This is a genomic window from Pseudomonas sp. NBRC 111124 (assembly GCF_001320245.1).
In the GTDB taxonomy this organism is placed as follows: domain Bacteria; phylum Pseudomonadota; class Gammaproteobacteria; order Pseudomonadales; family Pseudomonadaceae; genus Aquipseudomonas.
On sequence record NZ_BCBA01000057.1, the window covers coordinates 51,348 to 78,309 of the forward strand.

Here is a 26,962-nt window from a genome sequence, read left to right on the forward strand (position 1 = left end):
GCACGAGAGCTGCCCGCCCATGGAAATCCAACCGATTCTGAACACCATCAAGGACCTCACCGAGCGTTCGCAGTCCATTCGGGGGTATCTTTGACTACGATCACAAGCATGATCGTCTGGTCGAAGTAAACCGCGAGCTGGAAGACGCTGCCGTCTGGAACAAGCCCGAGTACGCCCAGGCTCTGGGCCGCGAGCGTGCCATGCTGGCCCAGGTCGTCGAGACCCTGGACAAAATGGCCAACGGCCTTGCCGACTGCAAGGACCTGCTCGACATGGCTGTCGAGGAAGGTGACGAAGGCGCTGTGAGCGATGTCGAGACCGAGCTGCAGGCCCTGGAAGAATCCTTGGCCCAGCTTGAGTTCCGTCGCATGTTCAGCGGCGAGATGGACATGAACAACGCCTACCTGGACATCCAGGCCGGCTCCGGCGGCACCGAGGCGCAGGACTGGGCCAACATCCTGCTGCGCATGTACCTGCGCTGGGCCGACAAGCGTGGCTTCGACGCCACCATCATCGAGCTGTCCGAAGGTGAAGTCGCCGGCATCAAGGGCGCCACCGTGCACATCAAGGGCGAATACGCCTTCGGCTGGCTGCGTACCGAAATCGGCGTGCACCGCCTGGTGCGCAAGAGCCCGTTCGACTCCGGCGCCCGTCGCCACACCTCGTTCTCGGCGGTGTTCGTGTCCCCCGAGATCGACGACAAGGTCGAGATCGAGATCAACCCGTCCGACCTGCGCATCGACACCTACCGCTCCTCCGGTGCCGGTGGTCAGCACGTCAACACCACCGACTCGGCGGTGCGTATCACCCACGTGCCGACCAACACCGTGGTGGCCTGCCAGAACGAACGTTCCCAGCACGCCAACAAGGACACCGCGATGAAAATGCTGCGGGCCAAGTTGTACGAGCTGGAAATGCAGAAGCGCAACGCCGCTTCGCAGGCACTGGAAGACAGCAAGTCGGACATCGGCTGGGGCCACCAGATCCGCTCCTACGTGCTCGATGACTCGCGCATCAAGGACCTGCGTACCGGCGTCGAGCGCAGCGACTGCAACAAGGTGCTGGACGGCGACATCGACCAGTACCTGGAAGCGAGCCTCAAGCAGGGCCTGTAAGCCGTACTCCACTGCCGCGCTACCTGGCCTGCCGCCGGTAGCGCGAGCCCTGCCCGGAACGGGCAACGAATACCTGATGGAAAGAATGACGACATGAGCGACCTGAAGACCGAATCGCAAGACCTGCAACAGGAAGAAAACGCCCTGATCGCCCTGCGCAAGGAAAAACTTGCCGCCGAGCGTGCCAAGGGCAATGCCTTCCCCAACGACTTCCGTCGCGACAGCTACTGCAACGACCTGCAGAAACAGTACGCGGACAAGACAAAGGAAGAGCTGGAAGCAGCCGCGATCCCGGTCAAGGTTGCCGGCCGTATCATGCTCAACCGTGGCTCGTTCATGGTCATTCAGGACATGACTGGCCGCATCCAGGTCTACGTCAACCGCAAGACCCTGCCGGAAGAAACCCTGGCCGCCGTCAAGACCTGGGACTTGGGTGACATCATCAGCGCCGAAGGCACCCTGGCCCGTTCCGGCAAAGGTGACCTGTACGTCGAGATGACCAACGTGCGCCTGCTGACCAAGTCGCTGCGCCCCCTGCCCGACAAGCACCACGGCCTGACCGACACCGAGCAGCGCTACCGCCAGCGCTACGTCGACCTGATGGTCAACGAAGAAACCCGCCACACCTTCCGTGTGCGTTCGCAGGTGATCTCGCACATCCGCAAGTTCCTCATCGAGCGCGACTTCCTAGAAGTCGAGACGCCGATGCTGCAGACCATTCCTGGCGGCGCTGCAGCCAAGCCATTCGAAACCCACCACAACGCCTTGGACATGGCCATGTTCCTGCGTATCGCGCCGGAGCTGTACCTCAAGCGGCTGGTAGTCGGTGGCTTCGAGAAAGTGTTCGAGATCAACCGCAACTTCCGTAACGAAGGTGTCTCGACCCGTCACAACCCTGAATTCACCATGCTCGAGTTCTACCAGGCCTACGCCGACTACCGCGACAACATGGACCTCACCGAGGAACTGTTCCGCGAGCTGGCGCAGCTGGTACTGGGTAGCACTGATGTGCCGTACGGCGACAAGGTGTTCCACTTCGGCGAGCCGTTCGTGCGCCTGTCGGTGTTCGACTCGATCCTCAAGTACAACCCTGAGCTGACGGCCGCCGACCTGCAGGACGTCGACCGTGCCCGCGACATCGCCAAGAAGGCCGGTGCCAAGGTGCTGGGCCACGAAGGCCTGGGCAAGCTGCAGGTGATGATTTTCGAAGAACTGGTCGAGCACAAGCTGGAGCAGCCGCACTTCATCACCGAGTACCCGTTCGAAGTTTCGCCGCTGGCCCGTCGCAACGACGACAACCCGGCCGTGACCGACCGCTTCGAGCTGTTCATCGGTGGCCGCGAGATCGCCAACGCCTACTCCGAGCTCAACGATGCCGAAGACCAGGCTGAGCGCTTCCTGGCCCAGGTGGCCGAGAAGGACGCCGGTGACGACGAAGCCATGCACTACGACGCCGACTTTGTTCGCGCCCTGGAGTACGGCATGCCGCCGACCGCCGGTGAAGGCATCGGCATCGACCGCCTGGTGATGCTGCTGACCAACTCGCCGTCGATTCGCGACGTGATCCTGTTCCCGCACATGCGCCCACAGGCCTGAGTGAACTGAACAAGCCGCCTTTCGGGGCGGCTTTTTCTTGCCTGAAGCTTTATGTTGTCTGTACCGGCCCCTTCGCGGGGCAAGCCCGCTCCTACAGGCTTACGCAATCCCTTGTAGGAGCGGGCTTGCCCCGCGAAGGGGCCGGCACAGGCAATCCACTGTCCATGAGGTAACCCGTAGTGACCCCCGCAATGGCCCAACAAGGCGCCGCCGGCATCGCCACCGCCGTCGCTGAAAGCGTGCAGTACCAGGGTCGCAAGACCGCCCGTCAAGGCAGCGAACAGCGCCGCCAGCTGATTCTCGACGCTGCCATGCGCATCGTCGTGCGCGATGGCGTACGCGGCGTACGCCACCGCGCCGTGGCTGCGGAGGCGGGTGTGCCGCTGTCGGCCACCACCTACTACTTCAAGGACATCGAAGACCTGCTCACCGATACTTTCGCCCAGTACGTCGAGCGCAGCGCTGACTACATGGCCAAGCTCTGGGCGAACACCGAGGTGGTCCTGCGCCAGTTGCTGGCCCAGGGGGATGGCAGCGTGCAGTCGAGGGCGCGGCTGGCCGATGAAATAGCCCGCATGACCGCCGACTATGTCCAGCGCCAGTTGCTCAACCGTCGCGACTTCATGATGGCCGAGCAGGCCTTCCGCCAGGAGGCGCTGCTGTGCCCACGCCTGGCCGAGCTGGTGTGCGCGCATGAGCAGATTCTGCTGCACGGCGCCCGCCAGTTGCTGCAGGTGGTCGGCTCGCAGCAACCGGAACAGGACGCCCAAATGTTGACGGCGATAATCGAGCAGATGGAATATCAGGGCCTGCTCAAGGATGCCGATACGCAAGCCGATGGGCAGATGCTCGCTATGCTTACCCGTTACCTGCACCTGGTGCTGGCATCGGCCTGAGCTGAGACCGAACCTTCAAGGAGAACCTGATGAAAGCCTGGCGTGTGGTGTTGTTGACGTTGTCATTCCTCCTGCTGGGCGGTTGTCTGGTGAGCTTTCATGAGCCGCTGCCGAGCAACCAGGCGGCGCCCAAGGCCTTGCTCGGCAAATGGAGCAGCAAGGACGCCTGGGGCGAACCGCTGAAGCTGACCATCAGCCGCGCCGGGGGCGATGCCTACAAGGCGGTGGCCACGGCCAAAGGCAAGGCACCCGAGGAATACACGTTCACCGTGTCGCGCCATGGCAACCGCTGGTACCTGTCGGCTGGCGTGCCCAAGCGCCTGGGCGGCAACTTCCTGATTGGTGGCTTCGACATCGTCGATGGCAAGGAACTGGTGGTCTACAACCTGGACGTCGAGCAGGTGCAGCAGGCGGTCGAGAAGAAGGAGCTGAGCGGGCGCAGCACCCAGGTAGCGGAAGAAAACGAACAGGGCGTGCTGATCGACAGCCCATCGCCGCGCGTGCTTGCCTACCTGGATGACCCGGCCAACTCCGACCTGTTCGTCGAAGTGGCGCGCTTCCAGCGCAGCGGCAAATAGTCAGGGCCAGATCAAGGAGTCCTCCGTGGACGAGTATCAGCAAACCATCCGCGCCTTGTCCGACCGCATCGTCGCGGCGCAGACCCCGATCCGGGTTCTGGACGCGGTGAAATGGGACGACAACATTCGTCAAGGCTTCCTCAAGGCCAAGGGCAAGGAGCCGCCCGCCGTTGACCGCGATTACTACCTGGGCCGCCCGCTGGCGTTCGACTCCAGCGCGGTGAAGGCCGAGTTCCAGGCCATCGAGCGTGACATCATTCGCCAGCTCGGCCAGTTCAACCCGGTCGGGCAGATCATGAAGCGCATGTGCCGCGAATACCGCATGGTTGTGCGCATGCTCGAAGCCCGAGGAACCGAAGACTTCGGGCTGATCTCCCAAGAGCTTTACGGCGCCGCCTCCGACGCTTTCCACGCCGGTGACCCGACCCTGGCCGACCTGGGACTGATGCTTTCGGATTACCTGAACAACATCGACGGGCGCGGCGACCTCAAGGACGAGCCGAAGAACCTGACCGCCAAGGAGGCCGTGGACATCCTCCAGCGCCGCCTGAACAAGGTGTTTGGCGAGGCCGAGGAAACCATCCGCGTGTTCGAGTCGGACGGTATCGTCGCCGATGCCGCAGCCGGTGCCGACTACATCAAGGTGCGCGCCGATGCCATGTTCAACAACCGCGACGTACGTGCGCTGGAGGTGCATGAAGGGCTGGTGCACGTGGGGACCACCCTCAACGGCCTGAACCAGCCGATCTGCACCTTCCTGGCCAAGGGCCCGCCCTCGTCGACGGTGACGCAGGAAGGCCTGGCGATTCTCATGGAGGTGATTGCCTTCGCTTCCTACCCCAGTCGCCTGCGCAAGCTGACCAACCGCACCCGTGCCATCCATATGGTCGAGGAGGGCGCCGACTTCCTACAGGTATTCGACTTCTTCCGCGAACAGGGCTTCGAGATGGGACAGAGCTACAGCAACGCCAGCCGGGTGTTCCGCGGCTCGGTGCCCAACGGCCTGCCATTCACCAAGGACTTGTCCTACCTCAAGGGCTTCATCATGGTTTACAACTACATTCAGTTGGCCGTGAAGAAGGGCAAGCTCGAACAGATCCCACTATTGTTCTGCGGCAAGACCACCCTGGAAGACATGCGCACCCTGCGCCAGCTGGTCGAGGAGGGGCTGGTGGAGCCACCCAAGTACCTGCCTGAGCAGTTCCGTGACCTTAACGCGCTGTCGGCCTGGATGTGCTTCTCCAACTTCCTCAACCACCTGAGCCTGGATCGTATTGAAGCCGACTACGCGAACATTCTCTGAACGTTGCCGCCTGCTCGCCCTCGGCTTGCTCATGCTGGGGCTAAGCGGTTGCAGCAGCCTGCTGTTCTACCCCGAACCCGGCGAACCGTTCACCCCCGCCAGGGCCAAGCTGGAATACCGCGATGTGACCCTGACCACCGTCGATGGTTTGCGCCTGCACGGCTGGTGGCTGCCGGCCAAGGCGGGGGTGGCGGTGAAAGGGACGGTGCTGCACCTGCACGGCAATGGCGGCAACCTGCCGGGCCACCTGGGCGGTAGCTACTGGCTGCCGGAGCAGGGCTACCAGGTGCTGATGATCGATTACCGCGGCTACGGCCTGTCCGAAGGCACGCCGAGCCTGCCCGAGGTCTACCAGGACATCGACGCGACGATGGCGTGGCTGAACCGGGCCCCCGAGGTCAAGGGCAAGCCCCTGGTGCTGCTTGGCCAGAGCCTCGGGGGAGCCATGGCGATCCACTACCTGGCGCAGCACCCAGAGCAGCGCCAGCGCTTCAGTGCCTTGGTGTTCGACGGCGTGCCTGCCAGTTATCGTGCAGTCGGCCGTTATGCCCTGAGCACTTCGTGGATGACCTGGCCGCTGCAGGTGCCGCTGTCCTGGCTGGTGCCGGACGGCGACAGTGCAATCCATTCCATCGGGCAGCTGAGCAGCCCGCCGAAGCTGTTCTTCCACAGCATCGACGACACCCTGGTGCCAATGGACAGTGCCATCGGCCTGTACCAGAACACACCGGCCCCGCGTGTGCTGCAACTGACCCGTGGTGGCCACGTGCAGACCTTCGCCGACCCGGTGTGGCGCCAGGTGATGTTGCGCTTTCTTGATGACCCCAGCCACTTCAACGGCCTGCGGCGGCTGGCCGAAGTGCCCAACTACCCTGACGAGAAGAACCAGCAATGAGTGAAGAACGCAACGCCATCCCGCTGATCCTGACCGGTGTCGGCAGCATCATCGTGACGGTGGGAGCCCTCTGGTACTACGGCTACCTGCATTTCGCCAAACCCGAGGATGCGCTGCTGCTGCAGGACTTCACCATGCTCAAGACCATCCCCGGCGAGGACTACAAGGTGTCCCTGGACCCGGCGCCGCAGGTGGCACAGTGCGTGGATGGCGTGCTGGTGCTGTTCGATACCGAGCAGAAAGGCCTGACCGGCGTGCTGGTGGACAGCCGCAAGCGTGCGGTGCGCTGCATGGGTGAAGAGACGCCGCAGCGGGTGCAGTGAGCCGAGCCTCTTAGGCGCCTATACCGGCCCTTTCGCGGCTAAAGCCGCTCCCACAGGGACGGCGCGGTCCTCAAGGGCAGTGATATTCCTGTGGAGCGGCTTTAGCCGCGAAAGGGCCGGAACAGGCAAAAGAAAAGCCCCGCATCAAGCGGGACTTTCTCATTTCAGCTGACCAGCCTTACTGCTGAATCTGGCTCACCGAACGCGGTGCCACCGGTTGGTTGTCGTTGGAGATGGTCACCTCCACCCGACGGTTCTGCGCACGGCCCGAGTTGCTGCCGTTGTCCGCTACCGGGTACTCCTTGCCATAACCCTGGGCGACTACACGCGCCGGGTCCACGCCGGCACGTACCAGCGCCGCGCGCACGCTGGCGGCACGGCGTTCAGACAGGGTCTGGTTGTAGTTGGCTGAGCCGACGCTGTCGGTGTAACCCTCGACGATCACTTTGCGCTCAGGGTTCTCCTGAAGGAACTGAGCCAGCTTGGTGATGTTCGGGTAGGCGTTGCTCTTGAGGGTGGCCTTGTTGAAGTCGAACAGCACGTCACCGAAGGTCACCAGGGTGCCGCGGTCGGTCTGTTTGGCGTTCAGGCTTTCCTGCAGCTTGGCGATCTGCGCGTCGCGAGCGTCAAGCTTGGCCTGGGCGCGCTGGGCCGAGGCATTCTTCAGCTCATTCTCGGCAGTGCGCAAGGCGATGGTTTCCTTGGCCACCTCGATACGCTGGTTGGTCAGGTAGGCGAGCTGGTCGACCTTCTTGCTGTCTTCACGGTCCATGAAGGCCTTGTCGGACTTGTTCAGCCAGTCCTGAGCATCCTTGGTCTCGAGTGCGGCGACCTTGCTCGACTGCGGGTCACTCTGCAGCGCCGAGAAATTGGTGCGGGCCGACTCCAGGTTAGGGTTCGGGTCGTGGGAGCAGGCAGCGAGGCCTACGCTCAGGGCCAGCAGAGCGGGAATCATGACGTGGTTGCGCATAGTGTTCATCCTTTGATCAGTTGCGAAGGCTTGGGTTGGCGTGGCGGCGCTCATTCAGCGCTGCGCAGACCTTCCTGGCGTACGTCCTGAACGCCCTGGCGGGCATCCTGCACGGCCTTCTGGGCCTTGGCTGCCTGGGCCTTGCGCTCGGCGACGCGGGCGTCCCATTCGGCCTGCTCGGCCAGGCGTTTGGCCTCATCGTACTTTTTGTCGTGCATGGCGATTTCAGCCTGCTTGAACTTGTCCTGGGCCGATTTCATTTCCACGGCGGCGAACTCGGTGCCACCGGCACTGACGGCAGCGTTCACGGCAGACTGGGTCACAGCGTACTGCTCGGTAGGCGGGTTGCCTGCACAGCCGGCCAGGACCAGGCTGCTGCCCAGGGCCAGCGCGGCCAGCTTGAACCCGCGCACGTGAGTAGATGAGAGTTTCGGGGTGCGGGTCTTGATGGTGGTCAGTTCCATTGGATCACTCCTGATTACGACGATATCCGTGGCAGTCCATCGCTCAATCCCTGGCATTGCCTGCGCTTGCGCTGAACGATGCGACACGGCAGGTGTGCAGGGTTTTAGCGTGATGGCTATTGGCTGGGACTTGACCGTTTTTTGAATGGTTCCGAAAAAAATGAACATTTGGCTATTTATTTCTGACTGGTCGGTCAGCGAAATTCGCCCGGAACTTTCGATGTCTGGAGTGGTTTCCGGGCCCGTTGCAGGCCCGGATTTCCTGTTGCGGGCTCAGTTGCCGCTGTCGTCGCCGGTGTTGCTGAGGTCGTGCAAGTGGCGCCGTGAAAGCGCCAGGAAGCGCGGGGTCGGGCCGATGTCTTCGAACAACGGGTCACCTTCCTCGTCTGTGGCAATGACCTTGCGGCCTTGCACGTAAGGGAAGCTGGCTTCCAGCTCTTCCAGCGCGGCGGCGACCAGTTCGCCGAGCAGTTCCTCGGCGGTGCGCTTGGGGTACATGTCGATGAGGGCGGCCAGGCGTGCCTCGGACTCCAGGTCCAAATGCAAGGCGTGGCCGGTAGGGCTCAGGGTGCCGGCGGCATTCTGCTCCCAGTGCTGGGCGAGTTCGCGGATTTTCATGATGACCTCTGTCAACGCCAGAAAAGGCTGCATTGCATCGGACTGCTGTGCCTTGATTTTAGTTTGCTATGTGCGATCGCGGCTTGCCATCGCGCCCCGGCAGTGGGCACTCTTGGGCCAGTGCTGTTTCCTGAGCAGAGTGCGGCGAGCCGCGCCGAAGAGAGGGCCAATGACTGATATCGATGTGCGCCTGCGTGAAGATGTCCATGTGTTGGGGGAGTTGCTCGGCGAGACCATTCGCCAGCAGCACGGTGATGCGTTCCTGCAGAAGATCGAGGACATCCGCCACAGCGCCAAGGCCGACCGCCGCGGCGCTGGCGAGCAGTTGAGCTCGACCTTGGCCGACCTTGCCGAAGAAGACCTGCTGCCGGTGGCGCGAGCCTTCAACCAGTTCCTCAACCTGGCCAACATGGCCGAGCAGTATCAGCTGATCCGCCGTCGCGATGCTGGCCAGCCAGAACCGTTCGAGGCGCGGGTCTTGCCCGAACTGCTGGCGCGATTGAAGCAGGCCGGGCACAAGGATGACGCCCTGGCCCGGCAACTGGCCAAGCTCGATATCCAGCTGGTGCTGACCGCGCACCCGACTGAAGTGGCGCGGCGCACGTTGATCCAGAAATACGATGCCATCGCCGGCCAGCTGGCGGTGCAGGACCACCGCGACCTGACCGACGCCGAGCGCCAGCAGGTACGCGAGCGCCTGCGCCGGCTGATTGCCGAGGCCTGGCACACCGAGGAGATCCGCCGCACCCGGCCAACCCCTGTGGACGAGGCCAAGTGGGGCTTCGCGGTGATCGAGCATTCGCTGTGGCATGCCATCCCCAACCATTTGCGCAAGGTCGACAAGGCGCTATTCGAAGCCACCGGGCTGCGCCTGCCGCTGGAAGCCGCGCCGATCCGCTTCGCCTCGTGGATGGGCGGTGATCGTGACGGCAATCCCAATGTCACAGCCGCAGTGACCCGTGAGGTACTGCTGCTGGCGCGCTGGATGGCGGCCGACCTGTTCCTGCGCGATGTCGATGCATTGGCGGCCGAGCTGTCCATGCAGCAGGCCAGCAACGCACTGCGCGAGCGTGTGGGTGACAGTGCCGAGCCCTATCGGGCGCTGCTCAAGCAACTGCGTGAGCGCTTGCGAGCGACCCGCGCCTGGGCCCAGGTCGCGTTGACCAGCCGCCAGCCGGCCAGCGCCGACGTGCTGGTGGACAACCGCGACCTGATCGCCCCGCTGGAGCTGTGCTATCAATCGTTGCATGAGTGCGGCATGGGCGTGATCGCCGATGGTCCGCTGCTCGACAGCCTGCGCCGGGCGGTGACCTTCGGTCTGTTCCTTGGCCGGCTGGACGTGCGCCAAGACGCTGCCCGGCACCGTGATGCGCTGGCCGAAATCACCGACTACCTCGGCCTGGGCAGTTATGCCGACTGGGATGAAGAACAACGTATCGCATTTCTTCAGGCCGAATTGAAGAACCGTCGGCCCTTGCTGCCGGCGCACTTCAAACCCCAGGCAGAGACCGCAGAAGTGCTGGCCACCTGCCGTGAGGTCGCAGCGGCGCCAGGCGCCTCGCTGGGCTCCTACGTGATTTCGATGGCGGGTGCGGCCTCCGACGTGCTGGCCGTGCAACTGGTGCTCAAGGAAGCCGGCCTGACCCGGCCGATGCGCGTGGTGCCGTTGTTCGAGACGCTGGCCGATTTGGACAACGCCGGGCCGGTGATGCAGCGCCTGCTTGGCCTGCCAGGCTACCGCGCCAGCTTGCGCGGGCCGCAGGAGGTAATGATCGGTTACTCCGATTCGGCCAAGGACGCTGGCACCACAGCCGCCGCCTGGGCCCAGTACCGCGCCCAGGAAAACCTGGTGCGCATCTGCCGCGAGCACCAGGTCGAGCTGCTGCTGTTCCATGGCCGCGGTGGTACCGTCGGCCGTGGCGGCGGCCCGGCCCACGCGGCGATCCTGTCGCAGCCGCCAGGCTCGGTGGCAGGGCGGTTCCGCACCACGGAGCAGGGCGAGATGATCCGCTTCAAGTTCGGCTTGCCGGGCATCGCCGAGCAAAACCTCAACCTGTACCTGGCGGCTGTGCTGGAGGCCACCTTGCTGCCGCCACCGCCCCCAGAGCCGGCCTGGCGTGAGCTGATGGACCAACTGGCAGCCGACGGTGTCAAGGCTTACCGTGGCGTGGTGCGGGAAAACCCCGACTTCGTCGAATACTTCCGCCAGTCGACCCCCGAGCAGGAGCTGGGCCGCCTGCCGCTGGGCAGCCGCCCGGCCAAGCGTCGTGCTGGTGGCATCGAAAGCCTGCGGGCGATTCCGTGGATTTTCGGTTGGACCCAGACGCGCCTGATGCTGCCGGCCTGGCTGGGGTGGGAAACGGCCCTGAGCAATGCCCTGGCGCGCGGCCAGGGCGAGTTGCTGGCGCAGATGCGCGAGCAGTGGCCGTTCTTCCGCACCCGTATCGACATGCTGGAAATGGTCCTGGCCAAGGCCGATGCGCAAATCGCCGAAGCCTACGACCAACGTCTAGTGCAACCGGAGTTGCTTCCTTTAGGTGCGCACCTGCGCGACCTATTGTCGCAGTCGTGCCAAGTGGTTCTGGGCCTTACCGGGCAGCCGGTGCTACTGGCTCACAGCCCCGAGACCCTGGAATTCATCAGCCTGCGCAATACCTACCTGGACCCGCTGCACCGCCTGCAGGCCGAATTGCTTGCCCGTTCTCGCAGCCGCGAAGCCGCTCTGGACAGCCCGTTGGAGCAGGCCTTGCTGGTGACCGTGGCAGGGATTGCCGCGGGCCTGCGCAACACCGGTTGAGGGCTGGCGTTGCCGCCTGTCCCTGTTATCAGGGAAGCGGCCAGAACGGGGCGAGGAGGGTGGTTGCGCCAGGCGCAACCACCTTCGGTTTTGCATACAAATGACGCAATGCTGCAACTTTGGGACGCTTGTCTGGCTGCCGGGCGCTGTGTATCTTGAGCAGCCTTCTGACCGATTTATGGTCATACCCGATTTTCCGGACTTGGCCTCGCTTGCCGAATCCATTGAATTTCATAAAAAAATTTGAGGAGCACGAGATGCGCGTAATTCTGCTGGGAGCTCCCGGGGCCGGTAAAGGTACTCAGGCAAAGTTCATCACCGAGAAGTTCGGTATTCCACAGATCTCCACCGGTGACATGCTGCGTGCCGCCGTCAAGGCCGGTACCCCACTGGGCCTGGAACTGAAGAAAGTCATGGATGCCGGTCAGCTGGTTTCCGACGATTTGATCATCAGCCTGGTCAAGGAGCGCATCGCCCAGCCGGATTGCGCCAATGGCTGCCTGTTCGACGGCTTCCCGCGCACCATTCCGCAAGCTGAAGCCATGGTTGCCGCCGGCGTGGACATCGACGCCGTGGTCGAAATCGCCGTCGATGACGAAGAAATCGTCGGCCGCATGGCTGGCCGCCGTGTGCACCTGGCCTCGGGCCGTACCTACCACATTCAGTACAACCCGCCGAAAGTGGAAGGCAAGGACGACGTCACCGGCGAAGACCTGATCCAGCGCGACGACGACAAGGAAGAAACCGTGCGTCACCGCCTGTCGGTCTACCACAGCCAGACCAAGCCGCTGGTGGACTTCTACCAGAAGCTGTCGGCTGCCAACGCCGGCAAGCCGAAGTACAGCCACATCGAAGGTGTCGGCTCGGTCGAGTCGATCACCGCCAAGGTGTTGGCAGCCCTGAGCTGATCCACCACCGTGTGTCACAACGGCCCGCTTGCGGGCCGTTGTCGTTTATACTGCCGCTCTTTTTCCCTAGCACCTGGATACCCGTTCGATGACCACCCTGCTGGCCCTGGATACCGCCACCGAAGCCTGTTCCGTCGCGCTGCTGCATGACGGCAAGGTAACCAGCCATTACGAGGTGATCCCGCGCATGCATGCGCAGAAGCTGCTGCCGATGGTCAAGCAGCTGCTGGCGGACGCCGGCGTGGCGCTGAACGCCCTGGATGCCATCGCCTTCGGCCGTGGTCCGGGCGCGTTCACGGGTGTGCGCATCGCCATCGGTGTGGTGCAGGGCCTGGCGTTTGCGCTGGAGCGCCCGGTGCTGCCGGTGTCCAACCTGGCCGCGCTGGCCCAGGGCGCGTTGCGCGAGCAGGGCGTGCAGCAGGTGGCCGCCGCCATCGATGCACGCATGGATGAAGTGTATTGGGGTTGCTACAAGGCTGAAGCGGGTGAAATGCGCCTGCAGGGCCTGGAGGCCGTGCTGGCGCCTGAGCGCGTGGCACTGCCTGAAGGCAGCAGTGGTGACTGGTTTGGTGCCGGTACCGGCTGGGGCTATGCCGAGCGTCTGGCGGTACAGGCCAGCCCCAGTAACCCAGCGGCCCTGCCCAATGCCCTGGACGTCCTCAGCCTGGCCAGCTTCGCCTGGGCCCGTGGCGAGGCGATCGCTGCCGAACAGGCGCAACCGGTTTACTTGCGCGATAATGTAGCCACACCCAAGGCGCGCTGAGTACTGTTCGTCGGTTATCGCGGTTGATGATAAAACCTTCGGTGCAAACTGTGGTCCAGTTATCACTCAAGCATTAGCGATGGACCTCTGATGCTGCTAAATTGCCATCATTGGTCCTGAGTGCTCATGCCATGCGTATCGACGGTTTCTCATCGCAGTCCTACCCGATCAAGCGAACGCCGCGCAAGGCAGTGTTGCGTGACGAGAGCGTCGACGATGCCGAGCTGATCGAAGAGAGCGAGGTCGCGCAAGAAGCTGCTGCTCGTCGTCGCCCAGCGGGTTTGCCGGCTCGCCAACAGGACATGGTGTTCCCCCGCGCCCGTGACCGGCGCACCGCCACGGCGCTGGCCAGTTACCTCAGCACGGCCGGTTTTACCGACTGGGACATGGAAGTACTGGGGCTCGACCTGTACATTTGATGGATGAGTCCATCATCCCTTCCTTACTTTGTAGGTTGCCCGTCCTGGAGCGAGAACGCCTGGCGCGACTACCTGTATCCCGCCGACGCCAACACGAATGAAATGCTTGGCTACTACAGCCAGGTTTTCAACGCCGTTGAAGGCAATACCACGTTCTATGCACGCCCCGCTCCCGGCACCATCGCCCGCTGGGCGCAGGTCATGCCCGCGCACTTCCGTTTCACTGCCAAGTTCCCGAGGGACATCAGCCATGCCGGTGACCTGCGTGATCAGCTGGAAGCGGCCTTCGACTTCACCCGCCTGATGGCCCCGCTGGGCCAGCGCGTATCGCCCTACTGGCTGCAGTTGCCGGCGCAATTCAGCCCTGCACGGCTTGGTGAACTGTGCTACTTCCTCGACGAAATCGGCGTGCCGGTAGCCGTTGAGGTGCGTAACCACGCATTCTTCGCCAAGGGCGAGGAGGAGCGGCTGCTCAACCGCCTGCTTCACGAGCGCGGCGTGGAACGCATCTGCCTCGACCCGCGCGCGCTGTTCAGTTGCACCTCGCGCGACCCTGCCGTGCTGCATGCCCAGTCGAAGAAGCCAAAGGTGCCACCACGCCCTGCGGCCTTCAGCCAGCACCCACAAATCCGCTTCATCGGCCACCCCGATCTTGCGGCCAACGAAACCTTCCTCACGCCCTGGGTTGATAAGGTCGCCGCCTGGATCGAGGAAGGGCGCAGCCCCTATGTATTTCTGCACACCTCCGACAACCGCTTGGCCGCCGCGCTGGCCCAGCGCTTCCATCAGCGGCTGATGGTTCGCCTGCCAGGCCTGGCACCTCTGCCTGAATTGCCACGCGCCCCCGAGGTCGAACAACTGGGACTACTCTGACCATTCCCTGACCCCGGAGGTTGTGACCATGGATGTACAGACCCTGCGAGCCGAGGCCTTCAAGGCACTGCACGAACGTGATGGCGCCTTCGTTATCCCCAACCCTTGGGATGCCGGCTCCGCCAAGCTGCTGGCCAGCCTCGGCTTCGAAGCGTTGGCCACCACCAGTGCGGGCCTGGCTTTCAGCCTTGGGCGACCGGATGCCGAAGGCGCCTTGAGCCTGGATGAAACCCTGGACAATGCCGGGGTGATCGTCGATGCCACGCCGTTGCCAGTGGCCGCCGATCTGGAAAACGGCTTCGGTGACTTGCCCGAGGACTGCGCGCAGACCATTTTGCGTGCTGCCGAAGCGGGGTTGGTGGGCGGCTCGATCGAAGATGCCAGCGGCCGCGCAGACGCACCGATCTACGACCTCGAACTGGCCGTGGCGCGAGTACGTGCCGCCGTGCAAGCTGCCCGCAGCCTGCCGTTCCCGTTCACCTTGTGTGCCCGTGCGGAAAACCTGCTGCACGGGCGCATGGACCTGGACGACACCATCCTGCGCCTGCAGGCCTTCGCCGAGGCGGGCGCCGACGTGCTCTATGCGCCGGGGCTGCGCAGTGTCGATGAGGTGCGTGCGGTGGTGCAGGCCGTGGCGCCGAAGCCGGTCAACGTGTTGATGGGGCTGGCCGGTGTGCCGCTGAGCGTCAACCAGTTGCAGGACCTTGGCGTGCGCCGCATCAGTGTCGGTTCGTCACTGGCCCGGGCAGCATTGGGGGCATTCCAGCGCGCAGCGCTGGAAATTCGTGATCATGGTACCTTCAGTTATGGCGAACAGGCGTTGCCGTTCGCCCAGCTCAACGACCTGTTCCGCCGCTGAGGTGCCATGCGCGCAATGATGCTGCTGTGCGGCCTGCTGCTGGTAGCGGCGGGTGTGGGGTGGCAATTGGGCTGGCGTCTGCCGGACGCCTGGAACCCCTGGGCGACGCTGGACGTGCGCCAGCCGCCGAACTGGCTGACGCGCTACAAGCTGTCGCGGCTGCGCGACGACCCGGGCTTGTGCCGTCAGGCCCTGGCGACTTCCGGCCTGCGCTACCGGGCGCAAGCCGATAGCCCGCCATCGGCCAACTGCCCATTGCACAACGTATGGCGAATCGAGCTGGGCCAAGCCCGGCTAAGCAGCAGCTTTCTTGCCAGCTGTCCATTGGCCGTGGCTTATGCGCTGTTCGAACAGCATGGTCTTCAGGCGGCTGCACAGCGGGTATTTGGTCAGCCTGTTGCTCAGGTGGACCACTTGGGCAGCTTTGCCTGTCGCAATGTCTACAACCGCAAGGAGGGGCGTCTGAGCCAGCACGCAACGGCCAACGCGCTGGATATCAGCGGCTTTCGCCTGCGGGACGGTCAGCGCATCGTGCTGGCGCGGGATTGGCAGGCGGGTGGACCCAAGGGCGAGTTTCTAAGGCAGGTACGGCAAGCGGCCTGCGACAGCTTCAGCACGGTGCTGGGGCCGGATTACAACGCTGCCCATCACGATCACTTTCATCTGGACATGGGGCGCTGGCAGGTCTGCCGCTGATCTCAGGCGTGCACGCGAACGTTGTTCAGCACCACCGGGCGTGCCCAGTGCATGTCGAATTCCAGGTCGTGTTGCTGCTTGGCCATGGTCGCCTGGTCAAACGGCTCGGGTGCGGGATCGAGCAGGTTCATCTCGAATTCGGCGATCGGCAGGTGCAGCGGGCGGGGGGAAGGGCCCGGGCCTGGCTCGGGGAGCGGGTGACCCTGGCTCATTACAACCGGGCGCAGCCAGTTGTTGCTGATGTCGAGCTGGCGCTGCTGCTGGATCATCTCGGCGGCGCTGAACGGTTCCGCAGCCGGCTCCAGCAGGTTGGCCTCGAGTTCAGCCTTGGGCAAAAACAGCGGCTCGGGCGGTGCGACGATGGTGTCCTGTACGGGGCAGGCGCGCTGGGTTTCGATCATTGCCAGGGCTTTGGCCCCGCCGATCGGCTCGCCACTGGCTTGGTCGTACTGCACCATGGCCTGGCTGACGCTGTCGGGTTCTTCTGCTTGCTGCTCGGCCATGGCGCGGGCAAAAAAATCCTGCCACAGGTGGCTGACGCCCCCGAGTGCCTGGGTATTCTGCCGACCGTAGTTGCCGACAGGCGACAAGTAGGTCAAACCGATGGGAAGAGTTTCTGTCATGGCAGTCGTGCGCGCTGTGCTCTGGCAGAATAGCGGGATATTGCCTGTATCGGCCGTGGCGGCCGATACATGAGGGGCTGGGTTCAATTTTTAGGTGTGAATGATGGAAGAGCAGGGCACTGGTATCCGGGTCGAGGCGCTGTCGGCTGAGTTCGAAGCGCAGGCCGCCGCATGGGCTGAGCGCCTGGCGCTGCCATTGCAGGACGAAGACGCCGGGTTTGCCGTGCAGGTCGGCGTCGATGGCTTGCAGATCCAGCAACTGGGTCCACAGGCACCCGGGCCGGTGCGGGTGGACTTCGTCGAAGGCCAGGCCGCGCACCGGCGCCAGTTCGGAGGTGGCAACGGACAGATGATTGCCAAGGCGGTGGGCATCGCCCAAGGTGTGCGGCCGCAGGTGCTGGATGCCACGGCGGGGCTGGGCAAGGACGCGTTCGTGCTGGCCAGCCTGGGCTGCCAGATGACCCTGATCGAGCGCCAGCCGCTGGTTGCCGCGTTACTGGAAGACGGTTTGGCGCGGGGCCGCCTGGATGAAGAGGTGGGGCCGATTGTCGGGCGCATGCGCCTGCTGACTGGCAACGCCATCGAGCGTATGCGCAGTTGGGAGGGCGAGGCGCCACAGGTGATCTACCTCGACCCGATGTTCCCGCACCGTGACAAGAGCGCCTTGGTGAAAAAGGAAATGCGCGTGTTCCGGCCGCTGGTTGGCGATGACCTGGATGCACCGGCGTTGTTGGAGGCGGCACTGGCGCTGGCCAGCCACCGGGTGGTGGTGAAGCGGCCGCGCAAAGCGCCGATCATCGATGGGCCGAAGCCGAGCCATAGCCTGGAAGGCAAGTCCAGCCGCTATGACATCTATCCGAAGAAAGCGCTGAAAGCTTGATCGCCTGCGCTGGCCTCTTCGCGGCTTTAGCCGTGAAGAGGCCAGCAGAGGCTGACTCAGGCTCGGAATGCCCGAATAAACAACGCCACCACCTCGCGCACATGGGCCTCGGCCTCATCCCCTTCCAGCGGCCCGGCGCAGCCCAGCAACAACCGGTAATCCGGCGCGCCCTTGACCAGGCTGAAGAAGTGCTCCGCCGCCTGCAACGGGTTGGCAATGCGCAGCAGCCCGCACCCATCTATCCTGCGCAATAGTGCTTCCATTCCCATCAGCAGCCGCTTCGGCCCGGCTTCGTAGAAATACGCGCCAAACCCAGGGTCGTGGCTGCTTTGGGCCATGATCAGGCGGCAGAGCTTGACCGCTTCGTCGCTGCTGATTAGCGCCTGAAAGCTGCGGCCGATGTTCAGCAGCACATCCTCCACCGCGGCCCCCTCGGGGTACTCGAACATCAAGTCAGGCAACTGGTTCTGGCAGGTCGCCATGACCGCCGAGTCGAACAGCGTCTGCTTGTCGGTGAAGTGGCTGTAGACCGTGAGCTTTGAAACACCTGCCGCCGCAGCGACCGCATCCATGCTGGTGTTGGCATAGCCGAGGCTGAGGAACAGGGCCTTGGCGGCTTCGAGGATGGCCTCGCGCTTTGCCAGGTCCTTGGGCCGGCCCGGGCCGTTGGGTGCGTCGTTGGACATTGGAATCCGCATCTGGTTGAAGGGGCGCCCATCTTACCGGCTGAAACAGCTTCCGGCTGCAGGACGCGCCCCTCATTAATGTTGATTTTCTTTCCGACGCTGGCTTCCCGGCCTCGGTTCCCTGATTTAATATACTCGCCAGTATAAATATTCGATGTGTACTTCGCGAAAGGATTCATCATGTTGCGCCATGCCTTGTCCCTCGCCCTGCCCGCTGCTGCCGCGCTGTTGCTGGCCGCCTGCGGCCAGGAAGCCGCCGCGCCTGCCGCACCGCGCCCGGCCTTGGTGGTTCAGCCGCAGCCGGCCGAAGCCGCTGCCGACAGTTACCCCGGTGAAGTGCGCGCGCGCTTCGAGCCGGAGCTGGCCTTCCGCATTGGCGGCAAAGTCAGCAAGCGCCTGGTGGAGGAAGGGCAGCGGGTCAAGGCCGAGCAGGCGCTGGCCGAACTTGACCCGCAGGACGTACGCCTGCAGCTGGAGGCCAACCGCGCCCAGCTGGCGGCAGCCGAAGCCAACCTGTCGCTGGTGCGCACCGAGCGCGACCGCTACCAGAAGCTGCTGGATCGGCAGATGGTCAGCCACTCCCAGTACGACAATGCAGAAAACCTCTACCGCGCTGGCATGGCCCGCCTCAAGCAGGCCAAGGCCGAGTTCGACGTGGCCGGCAACCAGGCCGAATACGCCGTGCTGCGTGCGCCGCAGGCGGGCGTGATCGCCAAGCGTCAGGTCGAAGTCGGCCAAGTGGTCGCTGCCGGGCAAACGGTGTTCACCTTGGCCGCCGACGGCGAGCGTGAAGTGGCCATCGGCCTGCCGGAGCAGCAGTTCGCCCGCTTTGCCGTGGGCCAGGATGTCAGCGTGGAATTGTGGTCGCACCCCAACGAGCGTTTCCCGGGGCGCATTCGCGAGCTGTCGCCGGCAGCCGACCCGCGCTCACGCACGTTCGCCGCCCGTATCGCCTTCACTTCGGCCAAGGTGCCCGCCGAGCTTGGGCAGAGTGCGCGGGTATTCATTGCCCATGACGGCGTGATTCCGCTGGCGGTGCCGTTGTCGGCCGTCACCGCCGAAAACGGCCAGGCTTATGTCTGGCGGGTCAACAAGGACAGTCGCCTGGAGCGGGCGATGGTGCGCCTTGGCCCTTACGGCACTGAAACCGTGCCGGTGCTCGAAGGCCTCGCGCCAGGCGACTGGGTGGTGGCGGCCGGCGGCCATGTGCTGCGCGAAGGGCAGGAGGTGCGGCCGGTGGACCGCACCAACCGTGCGGTGAACCTGACGGTCAAGGAGTAAGTCCCGATGGGTTTCAACCTTTCCGCCTGGGCGTTGCGCAATCGCCAGATCGTGCTGTTCCTGATGATTTTGTTGGCTGCCATTGGCGCGATGTCCTACACCAAGCTGGGGCAGAGCGAAGACCCTCCGTTCACCTTCAAGGCCATGGTCATCCGTACCCTGTGGCCGGGTGCCACGGCTGAGGAAGTCTCGCGCCAGGTCACCGAGCGCATCGAGAAGAAGCTGATGGAGACCGGCGAGTACGAGAAGATCGTCTCGTTCTCGCGCCCGGGTGAATCGCAGGTCACCTTCATGGCTCGCGACTCGCTGCATTCCAAGGACATTCCCGAGCTGTGGTACCAGATCCGCAAGAAGGTCGCGGACATCCGTCATACCCTGCCACCGGAAATCCAGGGGCCGTTCTTCAACGATGAGTTCGGCACCACGTTCGGCAATATCTACGCATTGACCGGCGCCGGCTTCGATTACGCGGTGCTCAAGGACTACGCCGACCGTATCCAGATCCAGCTGCAACGGGTCAAGGACGTTGGCAAGGTCGAGCTGGTCGGCCTGCAGGACGAGAAAATCTGGATCGAGCTGTCCAACCTCAAGCTGGCCACCCTCGGCGTGCCGCTGGAGGCGGTACAGCAGGCGCTGCGTGAGCAGAACGCGGTCAGCACCGCCGGCTTCTTCGAAACCCCCAGCGAGCGCCTGCAACTGCGGGTGAGCGGGCGTTTCGACAGCGTTGACGAGATCCGCCAGTTCCCCATCCGGGTGGGCGACCGCACCTTCCGCATCGGCGATGTGGCCGATGTACACCGTGGCTTCAACGACCCGCCCGCACCGCGCATGCGCTTCATGGGCGAGGACGCCATCGGCCTGGCGGTGTCGATGAAGGATGGCGGCGACATTCTGGTGCTGGGCAAGGCGTTGGAGGGCGAGTTCGAGCGCCTGGCGCGCAACCTGCCGGCTGGCATGGAGCTGCGCAAGGTTTCGGACCAACCGGCGGCGGTCAAGGCCGGTGTCGGCGAATTCGTCCAGGTGCTGGTCGAGGCGCTGGTCATCGTGCTGCTGGTGAGCTTCTTCTCCCTCGGCCTGCGCACCGGCCTGGTGGTGGCCTTGGCCATCCCGCTGGTGCTGGCCATGACCTTCGCCGCCATGTACTACTTCGGCATCGGTCTGCACAAGATCTCGCTCGGTGCGCTGGTGCTGGCGCTGGGCCTGTTGGTGGACGACGCGATCATTGCCGTGGAGATGATGGCGATCAAGATGGAGCAGGGCTTCGACCGCCTCAAGGCGGCCAGCTACGCCTGGACCAGTACGGCGTTCCCGATGCTCACCGGTACGCTGATTACGGCAGCGGGCTTCCTGCCGATTGCCACGGCGGCCTCCAGCACCGGCGAATACACCCGCTCGATCTTCCAGGTGGTGACCATCGCGCTGCTGACCTCGTGGGTCGCGGCCGTGGTCTTCGTGCCTTACCTGGGCGAAAGGCTGCTGCCGGACCTGGCCAAGCTGCATGCCGCCCGCCATGGCAAGGACGGGCATGCACCCGACCCATACGGCACGCCGTTCTACCAGCGCGTGCGGCGTGTGGTGGAGTGGTGCGTGCGGCGACGCAAGACGGTGATCCTGCTGACTATTGCCGCCTTTGTCGGCAGCATCCTGCTGTTCCGCTTCGTGCCGCAGCAGTTCTTCCCGGCTTCGGGGCGCCCGGAGCTGATGGTCGATCTGAAGCTCGCCGAAGGTGCCTCGCTGGCCAATACGGCCGAGCGGGTCAAGCAGCTGGAAGCGTTGCTCAGACAGCAGGACGGCATCGATAACTACGTGGCCTATGTGGGGACCGGTTCGCCGCGCTTCTACCTGCCGTTGGACCAGCAACTGCCAGCCGCCAGCTTTGCCCAGTTCGTGGTGCTGGCCAAGTCGATGGAAGACCGCGAGCGCCTGCGCAGCTGGCTGATCAACACTGTCGACCAGCAGTTCCCCGACCTGCGCGCCCGCGTCACGCGCCTGGAAAATGGCCCTCCCGTGGGCTACCCGGTGCAGTTCCGGGTCACTGGCGAGCACATCGAGAAGGCCCGTGCCCTGGCCCGCGAGGTGGCGGACAAGGTGCGTGAGAACCCGCATGTGGTCAACGTGCACCTGGACTGGGAAGAGCCGAGCAAGGCGGTATTCCTGGAGATCGATCAAGACCGCGCCCGCGCCTTGGGCGTAAGCACCGCGCAGCTATCGAGCTTCCTGCAGAGCTCGCTGACCGGTACCACGGTCAGCCAGTACCGCGAGGACAATGAACTGATCGAGATCCTCTTGCGTGGCACCCAGCAGGAACGTGGCGAACTGGGCAATCTCGGTAGCCTGGCGTTGCCCACCAGCAACGGCCAGAGCGTGGCGCTGTCGCAGGTGGCAACCCTGGAGTATGGCTTCGAGGAAGGCATCATCTGGCACCGCAATCGCCTGCCGACGGTGACCGTACGTGCCGACATCTATGACAAGGAGCAGCCTGCGACCCTGGTGCAGCAGATCCTGCCGACCTTGCAGGAGATCAAGGCCAAGCTGCCGGATGGCTACCTGCTGGAAGTGGGCGGCACGGTGGAAGACTCGGAGCGCGGGCAAAAGTCGGTAAACGCCGGCATGCCACTGTTCATTGTGGTGGTGCTGAGCCTGCTGATGATCCAGCTACGCAGCTTCTCGCGCACGGTGATGGTATTCCTTACTGCGCCGTTGGGGCTGATTGGCGTGACCCTGTTCCTGCTGGTGTTCCGCCAACCGTTCGGCTTTGTCGCCATGCTCGGCACCATCGCCCTGGCGGGCATGATCATGCGCAACTCGGTGATCCTGGTGGACCAGATCGAGCAGGATATTGCGTCGGGGTTGGACCGCTGGCAGGCGATCATCGAGGCCACGGTGCGGCGCTTCCGTCCGATCGTGCTGACCGCGCTGGCGGCGGTGCTGGCGATGATCCCGTTGTCGCGCAGTGTGTTCTATGGGCCGATGGCGGTGGCGATCATGGGGGGGTTGATCGTGGCTACGGCATTGACACTGCTGTTCCTGCCGGCTTTGTATGCGGCGTGGTTCAGGGTGAAGAAAGTCTGAAGATCGTGGGGGAGGGCTTTGCCCTCCATTCGCGACACAAGGCCGCTCCTACAGGCGATTGCGTTTCTCTGTAGGAGCGGCCTTGTGTCGCGAAAGGGCTGCAGAGCAGCCCCAGGGGCCTCAAAGTGCGCCGAAGACTTTCTTGGCCAGGCTGGTAGCGGCCTGCGCCGGGTTCTGGCGGATGCTTTCTTCCTGCTTGGCAATCATCTCGAACAGGCCATCCAGCGCCTTCTCGGTCACGTAGTTCTCGATGTTGGCGTCATCCTTGATCAGCCCCAGGCCTTTGGCTTGGCCGGCGAAGGCGTTGTACTGCTGGGCGACACCGACCTTGTCGGTGGCCTGCTTGACGATCGGCAGGAACTTGGCGCGGATCTGCTCGCGGCTGCTCTTGTTCAGGTACTGTGTGGCCGAGTCCTGACCACCGCTCAGGATGCCTTTGGCATCGGTCACGGTCATCTTCTTCACGGCATCCACCAGAATCGCCTGAGCCTGTGGCACGGCGGCTTCGGCGGCCTTGTTCATGCTGGTTTCCAGGGCATCGACCTGGTCGCCTTTGCCGAACATCTTCATGGCTTTGGCGGCTTTGCCGAGGTTGCCCGGCAGCTCGATGCGCACATCAGGGTTGTTGCTGAAGCCGCCTGGCGTGCTCAGCTGCTTGACGGCAATCTGCGCGCCTTGGGTAAGGGCATCCTTCAGGCCGCCGGTGGCGTCGGACTGGCTCAGGTCGCCAAGCGACAGGGCCAGGGCACTGGCCGAAAGCAGCAGGCCGGCGCACAGGGTGGTGAAGCGCAGGGAGGCGCGAATCATGGGCGTTTCCTTATCGATGAAGTGGGGCGGGCTCAGCGCACCGGGTCGACTTTGACCCGCACTGGCTGCTGGTCGCTGCCGTCGAGTGCGACGCCGTGGTGTTCGGTGTTGATGAACAGCAGCTTGCCGCCCAGTTCGATCCGCGCGCTGACCGCATAGCGGTGGCCGGGCTTGACCTGGGCCGGGTCGTAAGTGAGGTGGAACGGCAGCGGCACGTTGCCTTTGACCGGGCCGGCCTGGCGGGCCAGGGTCACGGCGGGGGCGTCCATCAGCGAGACATCCTGCAACTCGACGCTCAGGGTGGCGGCAGGGGGCAGGGCGATGCGCTGCAGGTAGAAGACTTCGCCATCCAGGCTGGCCTGGGTGGACGGGGTATGGCTGGAGCAGGCTGCGAGCAGGGATGCGCAACACAGCATAAAGAGCTTTTTCATGGAATCTCCGGTGTCCTTGGAGCTGGCTTGTGGCCAACCCCACGGACTTTAGCGGATTTTCCCGGTAGATGGTCAATCGATGAGGTTACCGCCGTGGATTCCGTCAGTGCTCGGCCGGACCTTGTCGACCGCGACCTGATAGGTGGTGATCCCCGCCTTTACCGGGTAGCGACTGGTATTGATGTACATCAGTTCGCCGTCATGCTCGATGCGTGCGGCGATGGCGTAGTCATGCTTCTGGTCGATCTGGCTCCAGTCAAACGGAAGTGGCAGGGTGATTGGAAAACCGGTCCCCCAGCGCAGGCACAGTTCGGAAACAACGGTGGCTGGCGCATCTGCCAACGAAACATCTAGCAGACTCAGCTTGACCTGGCCGTTTGACGGAGGTGTGTTGCTGTCCGAGCAGATGATTTCAACGGTCAACGACTTGATCTTGGGCATATTGATACTCCTTGAGAGGGATGTGCGGGTACAGCGGATTCATGCTGATCCCTCCCAAGGGCTGAATGCAGGCTGAAAACCTACCCTTGCACGATATCCCCTGGCTCATCGCGGTGCAGTGCCACCTGGCGAATCGACAGGCGCAGCTCGGCCGACAGCACGCGCTTGGCCACGCCTTCGGCCAGTTCGCCGAGCTTGTCGTGGTAACCCAGCTTGCCGTTGCCATCCGGACGCAGCACGCCCTGTTCGACCAGTGTCTGGATGAAGTGGCGGAACAGGGTCTTGTCGAAGAACTCCGGGGCATTCAGGCCATGCAGGATCGACAGGCGCTGAGCCATCATCACGCACAGGTCTTCCAGCTCTTCGGCGCTCAGGGTGTGCTGGCCGCTGTTGAGCAGCAGCGAAGTGGCCATGTAGAAACGCTGCAAGGTCTGGGTGATGGTGCGGGCAAGCAAGGTCAGCAGCACGAACGGGCGAGAGCTCGGCGCCGGGCGCATGTACAGGTCGTTCTCGTGGCGCAGCAGGCCTTGATCGACCAGCGCCGCCAGCCATTGGTCGATCACCTCGTCCAGTTGCTCCGGCGTCCAGCGCAGGAACAGTTCGGCCTGCAGGTACGGGTACAACGCATGCACGTATTGCCCGAGCAGTTCGCGGCTCATGCGCGAGCTGCTGAGGAAGAAGCTCGCCAGCAAAGCGGGCAGCGCGAAGATGTGCAGGACGTTGTTGCGGTAATAGGTCATCAGTACCGCGTTGGCTTCATCCAGGTAGAGGATGCGACCCAGCGCGTCCTTCTGCTCGGCCAGCAGGTCCATGCTGCGAACGTGCTCGATCAGTGTCTGGCCGTCGCCCTCGGGCAAGGTGGTGTGCTCGGAGTAAGGCACTTGGCGCAGCAAGGCCAGGTACAGGTCGAGCACTCGGGTGAGGGCGCGCTCGTCCAGCGCCAGGCGGCTGGTGGAGAGCAGTGCCAGGGCCACCAGGTTGACCGGGTTTACCGCTGCTGCCTCGTTGAGGTGGCGGGCCACGGTTTCGCCCAGGCGGGAGGTGGCATCGTTCAGCCAGGCTGGGCGGAATTGTGGGCCCAGCTCCTGCTCGCGCCAGCCGGGTTGCTGCTCGTCCAGGAAGCCGGCCAGGCGGATCGGCTCGCCGAAGTTGACGTACACCTGACCGAAGCGCTGCTTCAACGCGCCGAAGACCTTGAAGATGTCGAAGATCGACTCTTTCTTCTTGCTCGCCCCGCGCAGTTCGCCGAGATAGGTGCGGCCTTCCAGCACCCGTTCGTAGCCAATATACACAGGCACGAACACAATCGGCGTGCGCGACGAGCGCAGGAAGCTGCGCAGGGTGATCGCCAGCATCCCGGTACGCGGCTGCAGCATGCGCCCGGTGCGCGAGCGGCCGCCTTCGACGAAGTACTCCACCGGGAAGCCCTTGGTGAACAAGGTGTGCAGGTATTCATTGAACACGGCGGTGTACAGCGGATTGCCCTTGAACGTGCGGCGCATGAAGAACGCGCCGCCTCGGCGCAGCAGGCCACCGATCCCCGGCATGTTGAGGTTGATGCCGGCGGCAACGTGCGGCGGCGTCAGGCCATTGCGGAACAGCAGGTAGGACAGCAGCAGGTAGTCGATGTGGCTGCGGTGGCAGGGCACGTAGATCACTTCGTGGCCCGGGGCGATGCCTTGTACCTGCTCGATGTGGTTGACCTTGATGCCGTCGTAGATCTTGTTCCAGAACCAGCTCAGCACCACTTCGAGGAAGCGGATCGCGGTGTAGGTGTAGTCCGAGGCGATCTCGTTGCCGTAGCGCAGCGCCTGGGCTTCGGCCTTGGCCACGGGCATGTTCTCGCGCTGGGCTTCCTCGGCGATGGCCTGGCGAACCAAGGGTGCATGCACCAAGCCCTTGACCAGGTTACGGCGGTGCGAGATGTCCGGGCCGATCACTGCGGTCTTGAGGTTGCGAAAGTGCACGCGCATCAGGCGCTGGGCCATGCGCACGGTGCGCTCGTGGCCCTTGTTGTGCTGCACCAGCTCGCGCAGGTGGATCGGTGCGGAGAACTGCACACGGGTCTTGCGGCCCAGGATCAGCACGGTCAGCAGCCGGCGCAGGCGCCCGGTGACGGCCCAGCTGTCGGCAAACAGCAATTTCCACGGGCTGCTCTCACTGGCTGGCGTCTGCCCCCAGAACACACTGACCGGAATGATCTGTGCGTCTTCCTCGGCGTGCTGGCTGATGGCAGCGACCAGGCGTTCCAGAGTCGGTGGGGCGCCGCTCTTGTCGTGGCGGCCGAGCCAGTCAGGGGCGGGTGTCAGGTAGAAGAACGCGGCGGGTTCATGCAGCGGGCCGACCGCTACTGGCAAGACCGGGCGCGGCAGCCCCGCTTTGGTGCATTCGCGGTCAAGCACTGCCAGGTCGGTCAGCGATGGCGAGGGCAGCGCGTAGAACACCGGGCGGCTGCGGTCGAGCTTGAGGGTCAGGGACGACTGATTGATGGTCTCGGAGCGCACCCACAGGTACATCAGGCGACGCAGGGCGCCGAAGATCAGGCGGCGCAGGGGGGAACGGGTCATGGGGTGAGTGCCCTGGGGAGTAAATTTCAGAGAATAGACAGCCATTTAGTCTGCCGTATCGGCGCAAGTTCAGCAAAATTCGGTAAATAGCGCGACGGTCA

At 63.8% G+C, this 26,962-nt stretch carries 26 protein-coding genes; 17 read left to right on the forward strand and 9 right to left on the reverse strand.

All coding sequences use genetic code 11. The annotated features are described in order from the left end of the window. The first annotated feature begins 19 nt into the window (after positions 1–19). The 7 genes from prfB to APH28_RS21855 all read left to right on the forward strand — a co-directional run bounded on the left by prfB (position 20) and on the right by APH28_RS21855 (position 6,706). Positions 20–1,115 (forward strand): peptide chain release factor 2 gene (prfB, locus tag APH28_RS28730; protein ID WP_156340932.1). Its coding sequence is split into 2 segments (ribosomal slippage): positions 20–91 and positions 93–1,115, totalling 1,095 coding nucleotides; the frame shifts between segments, so codons are not numbered across the junction. A 93-nt stretch (positions 1,116–1,208) separates the two neighbouring features. Then, positions 1,209–2,711 (forward strand): lysine--tRNA ligase, encoded by a 1,503-nt coding sequence (gene lysS, locus APH28_RS21830; protein ID WP_012270790.1) that lies wholly within the window; start codon positions 1,209–1,211, stop codon positions 2,709–2,711. Positions 2,712–2,902: 191 nt separating this feature from the next. Then, positions 2,903–3,607 carry a TetR/AcrR family transcriptional regulator gene (locus APH28_RS21835; RefSeq protein WP_060512603.1) on the forward strand — a complete coding sequence of 235 codons (705 nt, stop codon included), beginning with the start codon at positions 2,903–2,905 and terminating at the stop codon, positions 3,605–3,607. 29 nt (positions 3,608–3,636) lie between these two features. Continuing rightward, positions 3,637–4,185 (forward strand): hypothetical protein, encoded by a 549-nt coding sequence (locus tag APH28_RS21840; protein ID WP_060512604.1) that lies wholly within the window; start codon positions 3,637–3,639, stop codon positions 4,183–4,185. A gap of 25 nt (positions 4,186–4,210) precedes the next feature. Then, positions 4,211–5,488 carry a flavohemoglobin expression-modulating QEGLA motif protein gene (locus tag APH28_RS21845; protein WP_060512605.1) on the forward strand — a complete coding sequence of 426 codons (1,278 nt, stop codon included), beginning with the start codon at positions 4,211–4,213 and terminating at the stop codon, positions 5,486–5,488. Continuing rightward, the gene (locus APH28_RS21850; RefSeq protein ID WP_060512606.1) at positions 5,460–6,383 is read left to right on the forward strand and encodes an alpha/beta hydrolase; all 924 of its coding nucleotides are present in this window, start codon (positions 5,460–5,462) and stop codon (positions 6,381–6,383) included. The genes APH28_RS21845 and APH28_RS21850 overlap by 29 nt, the downstream gene beginning before the upstream one ends. Next, positions 6,380–6,706, forward strand: coding sequence for a hypothetical protein (locus APH28_RS21855; RefSeq protein WP_060512607.1), 327 nt, complete (start codon positions 6,380–6,382; stop codon positions 6,704–6,706). The genes APH28_RS21850 and APH28_RS21855 overlap by 4 nt, the downstream gene beginning before the upstream one ends. Positions 6,707–6,884: 178 nt before the next feature. Here APH28_RS21855 and APH28_RS21860 read toward each other — a convergent pair whose 3' ends face one another. The 3 genes from APH28_RS21860 to APH28_RS21870 form a co-directional block, all read right to left on the reverse strand. Beyond that, positions 6,885–7,676, reverse strand: a complete 792-nt coding sequence (locus tag APH28_RS21860; protein WP_060512608.1) for an OmpA family protein — start codon at positions 7,674–7,676, stop codon at positions 6,885–6,887. A 50-nt stretch (positions 7,677–7,726) separates the two neighbouring features. After that, entirely contained in the window at positions 7,727–8,140 is a 414-nt protein-coding gene (locus APH28_RS21865; RefSeq protein ID WP_060512609.1) for a DUF4398 domain-containing protein, read from the reverse strand. A gap of 273 nt (positions 8,141–8,413) precedes the next feature. After that, a complete protein-coding gene (locus tag APH28_RS21870; protein ID WP_060512646.1) occupies positions 8,414–8,758 on the reverse strand; it encodes a hypothetical protein in 345 nt (114 codons plus the stop codon). A 169-nt stretch (positions 8,759–8,927) separates the two neighbouring features. Here APH28_RS21870 and ppc point away from each other — a divergent pair, with 169 nt between their 5' ends. The 7 genes from ppc (at position 8,928) to APH28_RS21905 (ending at position 16,073) form a co-directional block, all read left to right on the forward strand. Beyond that, complete coding sequence (ppc, locus tag APH28_RS21875; RefSeq protein WP_060512610.1) at positions 8,928–11,555, forward strand: phosphoenolpyruvate carboxylase; 2,628 nt, start codon at positions 8,928–8,930, stop codon at positions 11,553–11,555. 257 nt (positions 11,556–11,812) lie between these two features. Beyond that, positions 11,813–12,463, forward strand: coding sequence for an adenylate kinase (adk, locus tag APH28_RS21880; protein ID WP_060512611.1), 651 nt, complete (start codon positions 11,813–11,815; stop codon positions 12,461–12,463). 88 nt (positions 12,464–12,551) lie between these two features. Beyond that, on the forward strand, positions 12,552–13,226 hold the full coding sequence (tsaB, locus tag APH28_RS21885) for a tRNA (adenosine(37)-N6)-threonylcarbamoyltransferase complex dimerization subunit type 1 TsaB (RefSeq protein ID WP_060512612.1): 675 nt from the start codon (positions 12,552–12,554) through the stop codon (positions 13,224–13,226). A 131-nt stretch (positions 13,227–13,357) separates the two neighbouring features. After that, a complete protein-coding gene (locus tag APH28_RS21890; protein WP_060512613.1) occupies positions 13,358–13,645 on the forward strand; it encodes a hypothetical protein in 288 nt (95 codons plus the stop codon). Positions 13,646–13,648: 3 nt separating this feature from the next. Next, positions 13,649–14,518: a DUF72 domain-containing protein gene (locus APH28_RS21895; RefSeq protein WP_060512614.1), complete on the forward strand. Its 870-nt coding sequence runs from the start codon at positions 13,649–13,651 to the stop codon at positions 14,516–14,518. 28 nt (positions 14,519–14,546) lie between these two features. After that, positions 14,547–15,377 (forward strand): oxaloacetate decarboxylase, encoded by an 831-nt coding sequence (locus APH28_RS21900; RefSeq protein ID WP_060512615.1) that lies wholly within the window; start codon positions 14,547–14,549, stop codon positions 15,375–15,377. A gap of 6 nt (positions 15,378–15,383) precedes the next feature. Next, positions 15,384–16,073, forward strand: coding sequence for an extensin family protein (locus APH28_RS21905; RefSeq protein ID WP_060512616.1), 690 nt, complete (start codon positions 15,384–15,386; stop codon positions 16,071–16,073). Between the two features lie 2 nt (positions 16,074–16,075). Here the strand turns inward: APH28_RS21905 and APH28_RS21910 are convergent, their stop codons facing one another. Continuing rightward, positions 16,076–16,696: a hypothetical protein gene (locus tag APH28_RS21910; RefSeq protein WP_060512617.1), complete on the reverse strand. Its 621-nt coding sequence runs from the start codon at positions 16,694–16,696 to the stop codon at positions 16,076–16,078. A gap of 103 nt (positions 16,697–16,799) precedes the next feature. Between APH28_RS21910 and APH28_RS21915 the strand changes: the two genes are divergently transcribed. Then, positions 16,800–17,576 (forward strand): class I SAM-dependent methyltransferase, encoded by a 777-nt coding sequence (locus APH28_RS21915; protein WP_060512647.1) that lies wholly within the window; start codon positions 16,800–16,802, stop codon positions 17,574–17,576. A gap of 56 nt (positions 17,577–17,632) precedes the next feature. Here APH28_RS21915 and APH28_RS21920 read toward each other — a convergent pair whose 3' ends face one another. Next, entirely contained in the window at positions 17,633–18,274 is a 642-nt protein-coding gene (locus tag APH28_RS21920) for a TetR/AcrR family transcriptional regulator (protein WP_060512618.1), read from the reverse strand. A gap of 168 nt (positions 18,275–18,442) precedes the next feature. On the opposite strand from APH28_RS21920, the gene APH28_RS21925 reads away from it, so the two are divergent. Next, positions 18,443–19,543 (forward strand): efflux RND transporter periplasmic adaptor subunit, encoded by a 1,101-nt coding sequence (locus APH28_RS21925; RefSeq protein WP_060512619.1) that lies wholly within the window; start codon positions 18,443–18,445, stop codon positions 19,541–19,543. Between the two features lie 6 nt (positions 19,544–19,549). After that, positions 19,550–22,615, forward strand: coding sequence for an efflux RND transporter permease subunit (locus APH28_RS21930; protein ID WP_060512620.1), 3,066 nt, complete (start codon positions 19,550–19,552; stop codon positions 22,613–22,615). 120 nt (positions 22,616–22,735) lie between these two features. Here the strand turns inward: APH28_RS21930 and APH28_RS21935 are convergent, their stop codons facing one another. The 4 genes from APH28_RS21935 to plsB form a co-directional block, all read right to left on the reverse strand. Further along, positions 22,736–23,422: a DUF4197 domain-containing protein gene (locus APH28_RS21935; protein ID WP_060512621.1), complete on the reverse strand. Its 687-nt coding sequence runs from the start codon at positions 23,420–23,422 to the stop codon at positions 22,736–22,738. A gap of 32 nt (positions 23,423–23,454) precedes the next feature. After that, complete coding sequence (locus APH28_RS21940; protein ID WP_060512622.1) at positions 23,455–23,853, reverse strand: YbaY family lipoprotein; 399 nt, start codon at positions 23,851–23,853, stop codon at positions 23,455–23,457. A 72-nt stretch (positions 23,854–23,925) separates the two neighbouring features. Beyond that, complete coding sequence (locus tag APH28_RS21945; RefSeq protein ID WP_082432365.1) at positions 23,926–24,294, reverse strand: YbaY family lipoprotein; 369 nt, start codon at positions 24,292–24,294, stop codon at positions 23,926–23,928. 80 nt (positions 24,295–24,374) lie between these two features. After that, complete coding sequence (plsB, locus tag APH28_RS21950) at positions 24,375–26,861, reverse strand: glycerol-3-phosphate 1-O-acyltransferase PlsB (protein WP_060512624.1); 2,487 nt, start codon at positions 26,859–26,861, stop codon at positions 24,375–24,377. Between the last annotated feature and the right edge of the window lie 101 nt (positions 26,862–26,962).

Excerpts from the sequence above, each read along its gene's own strand:
- APH28_RS21910 (WP_060512617.1), bottom strand. The coding sequence starts at position 16,696 with ATGACAGAAACTCTTCCCATCGGTTTGACCTACTTGTCGCCTGTCGGC.
- APH28_RS21925 (WP_060512619.1), top strand. The coding sequence starts at position 18,443 with ATGTTGCGCCATGCCTTGTCCCTCGCCCTGCCCGCTGCTGCCGCGCTG.
- tsaB (WP_060512612.1), top strand. The coding sequence starts at position 12,552 with ATGACCACCCTGCTGGCCCTGGATACCGCCACCGAAGCCTGTTCCGTC.
- APH28_RS21900 (WP_060512615.1), top strand. The coding sequence starts at position 14,547 with ATGGATGTACAGACCCTGCGAGCCGAGGCCTTCAAGGCACTGCACGAA.
- APH28_RS21915 (WP_060512647.1), top strand. The coding sequence starts at position 16,800 with ATGGAAGAGCAGGGCACTGGTATCCGGGTCGAGGCGCTGTCGGCTGAG.
- APH28_RS21945 (WP_082432365.1), bottom strand. The coding sequence starts at position 24,294 with ATGCCCAAGATCAAGTCGTTGACCGTTGAAATCATCTGCTCGGACAGC.
- APH28_RS21840 (WP_060512604.1), top strand. The coding sequence starts at position 3,637 with ATGAAAGCCTGGCGTGTGGTGTTGTTGACGTTGTCATTCCTCCTGCTG.
- APH28_RS21905 (WP_060512616.1), top strand. The coding sequence starts at position 15,384 with ATGCGCGCAATGATGCTGCTGTGCGGCCTGCTGCTGGTAGCGGCGGGT.
- APH28_RS21855 (WP_060512607.1), top strand. The coding sequence starts at position 6,380 with ATGAGTGAAGAACGCAACGCCATCCCGCTGATCCTGACCGGTGTCGGC.
- APH28_RS21860 (WP_060512608.1), bottom strand. The coding sequence starts at position 7,676 with ATGCGCAACCACGTCATGATTCCCGCTCTGCTGGCCCTGAGCGTAGGC.
- APH28_RS21920 (WP_060512618.1), bottom strand. The coding sequence starts at position 18,274 with ATGCGGATTCCAATGTCCAACGACGCACCCAACGGCCCGGGCCGGCCC.
- adk (WP_060512611.1), top strand. The coding sequence starts at position 11,813 with ATGCGCGTAATTCTGCTGGGAGCTCCCGGGGCCGGTAAAGGTACTCAG.
- ppc (WP_060512610.1), top strand. The coding sequence starts at position 8,928 with ATGACTGATATCGATGTGCGCCTGCGTGAAGATGTCCATGTGTTGGGG.
- APH28_RS21940 (WP_060512622.1), bottom strand. The coding sequence starts at position 23,853 with ATGAAAAAGCTCTTTATGCTGTGTTGCGCATCCCTGCTCGCAGCCTGC.
- plsB (WP_060512624.1), bottom strand. The coding sequence starts at position 26,861 with ATGACCCGTTCCCCCCTGCGCCGCCTGATCTTCGGCGCCCTGCGTCGC.
- APH28_RS21930 (WP_060512620.1), top strand. The coding sequence starts at position 19,550 with ATGGGTTTCAACCTTTCCGCCTGGGCGTTGCGCAATCGCCAGATCGTG.
- APH28_RS21895 (WP_060512614.1), top strand. The coding sequence starts at position 13,649 with ATGAGTCCATCATCCCTTCCTTACTTTGTAGGTTGCCCGTCCTGGAGC.
- lysS (WP_012270790.1), top strand. The coding sequence starts at position 1,209 with ATGAGCGACCTGAAGACCGAATCGCAAGACCTGCAACAGGAAGAAAAC.
- APH28_RS21935 (WP_060512621.1), bottom strand. The coding sequence starts at position 23,422 with ATGATTCGCGCCTCCCTGCGCTTCACCACCCTGTGCGCCGGCCTGCTG.
- APH28_RS21835 (WP_060512603.1), top strand. The coding sequence starts at position 2,903 with ATGGCCCAACAAGGCGCCGCCGGCATCGCCACCGCCGTCGCTGAAAGC.
- APH28_RS21865 (WP_060512609.1), bottom strand. The coding sequence starts at position 8,140 with ATGGAACTGACCACCATCAAGACCCGCACCCCGAAACTCTCATCTACT.
- APH28_RS21870 (WP_060512646.1), bottom strand. The coding sequence starts at position 8,758 with ATGAAAATCCGCGAACTCGCCCAGCACTGGGAGCAGAATGCCGCCGGC.
- APH28_RS21890 (WP_060512613.1), top strand. The coding sequence starts at position 13,358 with ATGCGTATCGACGGTTTCTCATCGCAGTCCTACCCGATCAAGCGAACG.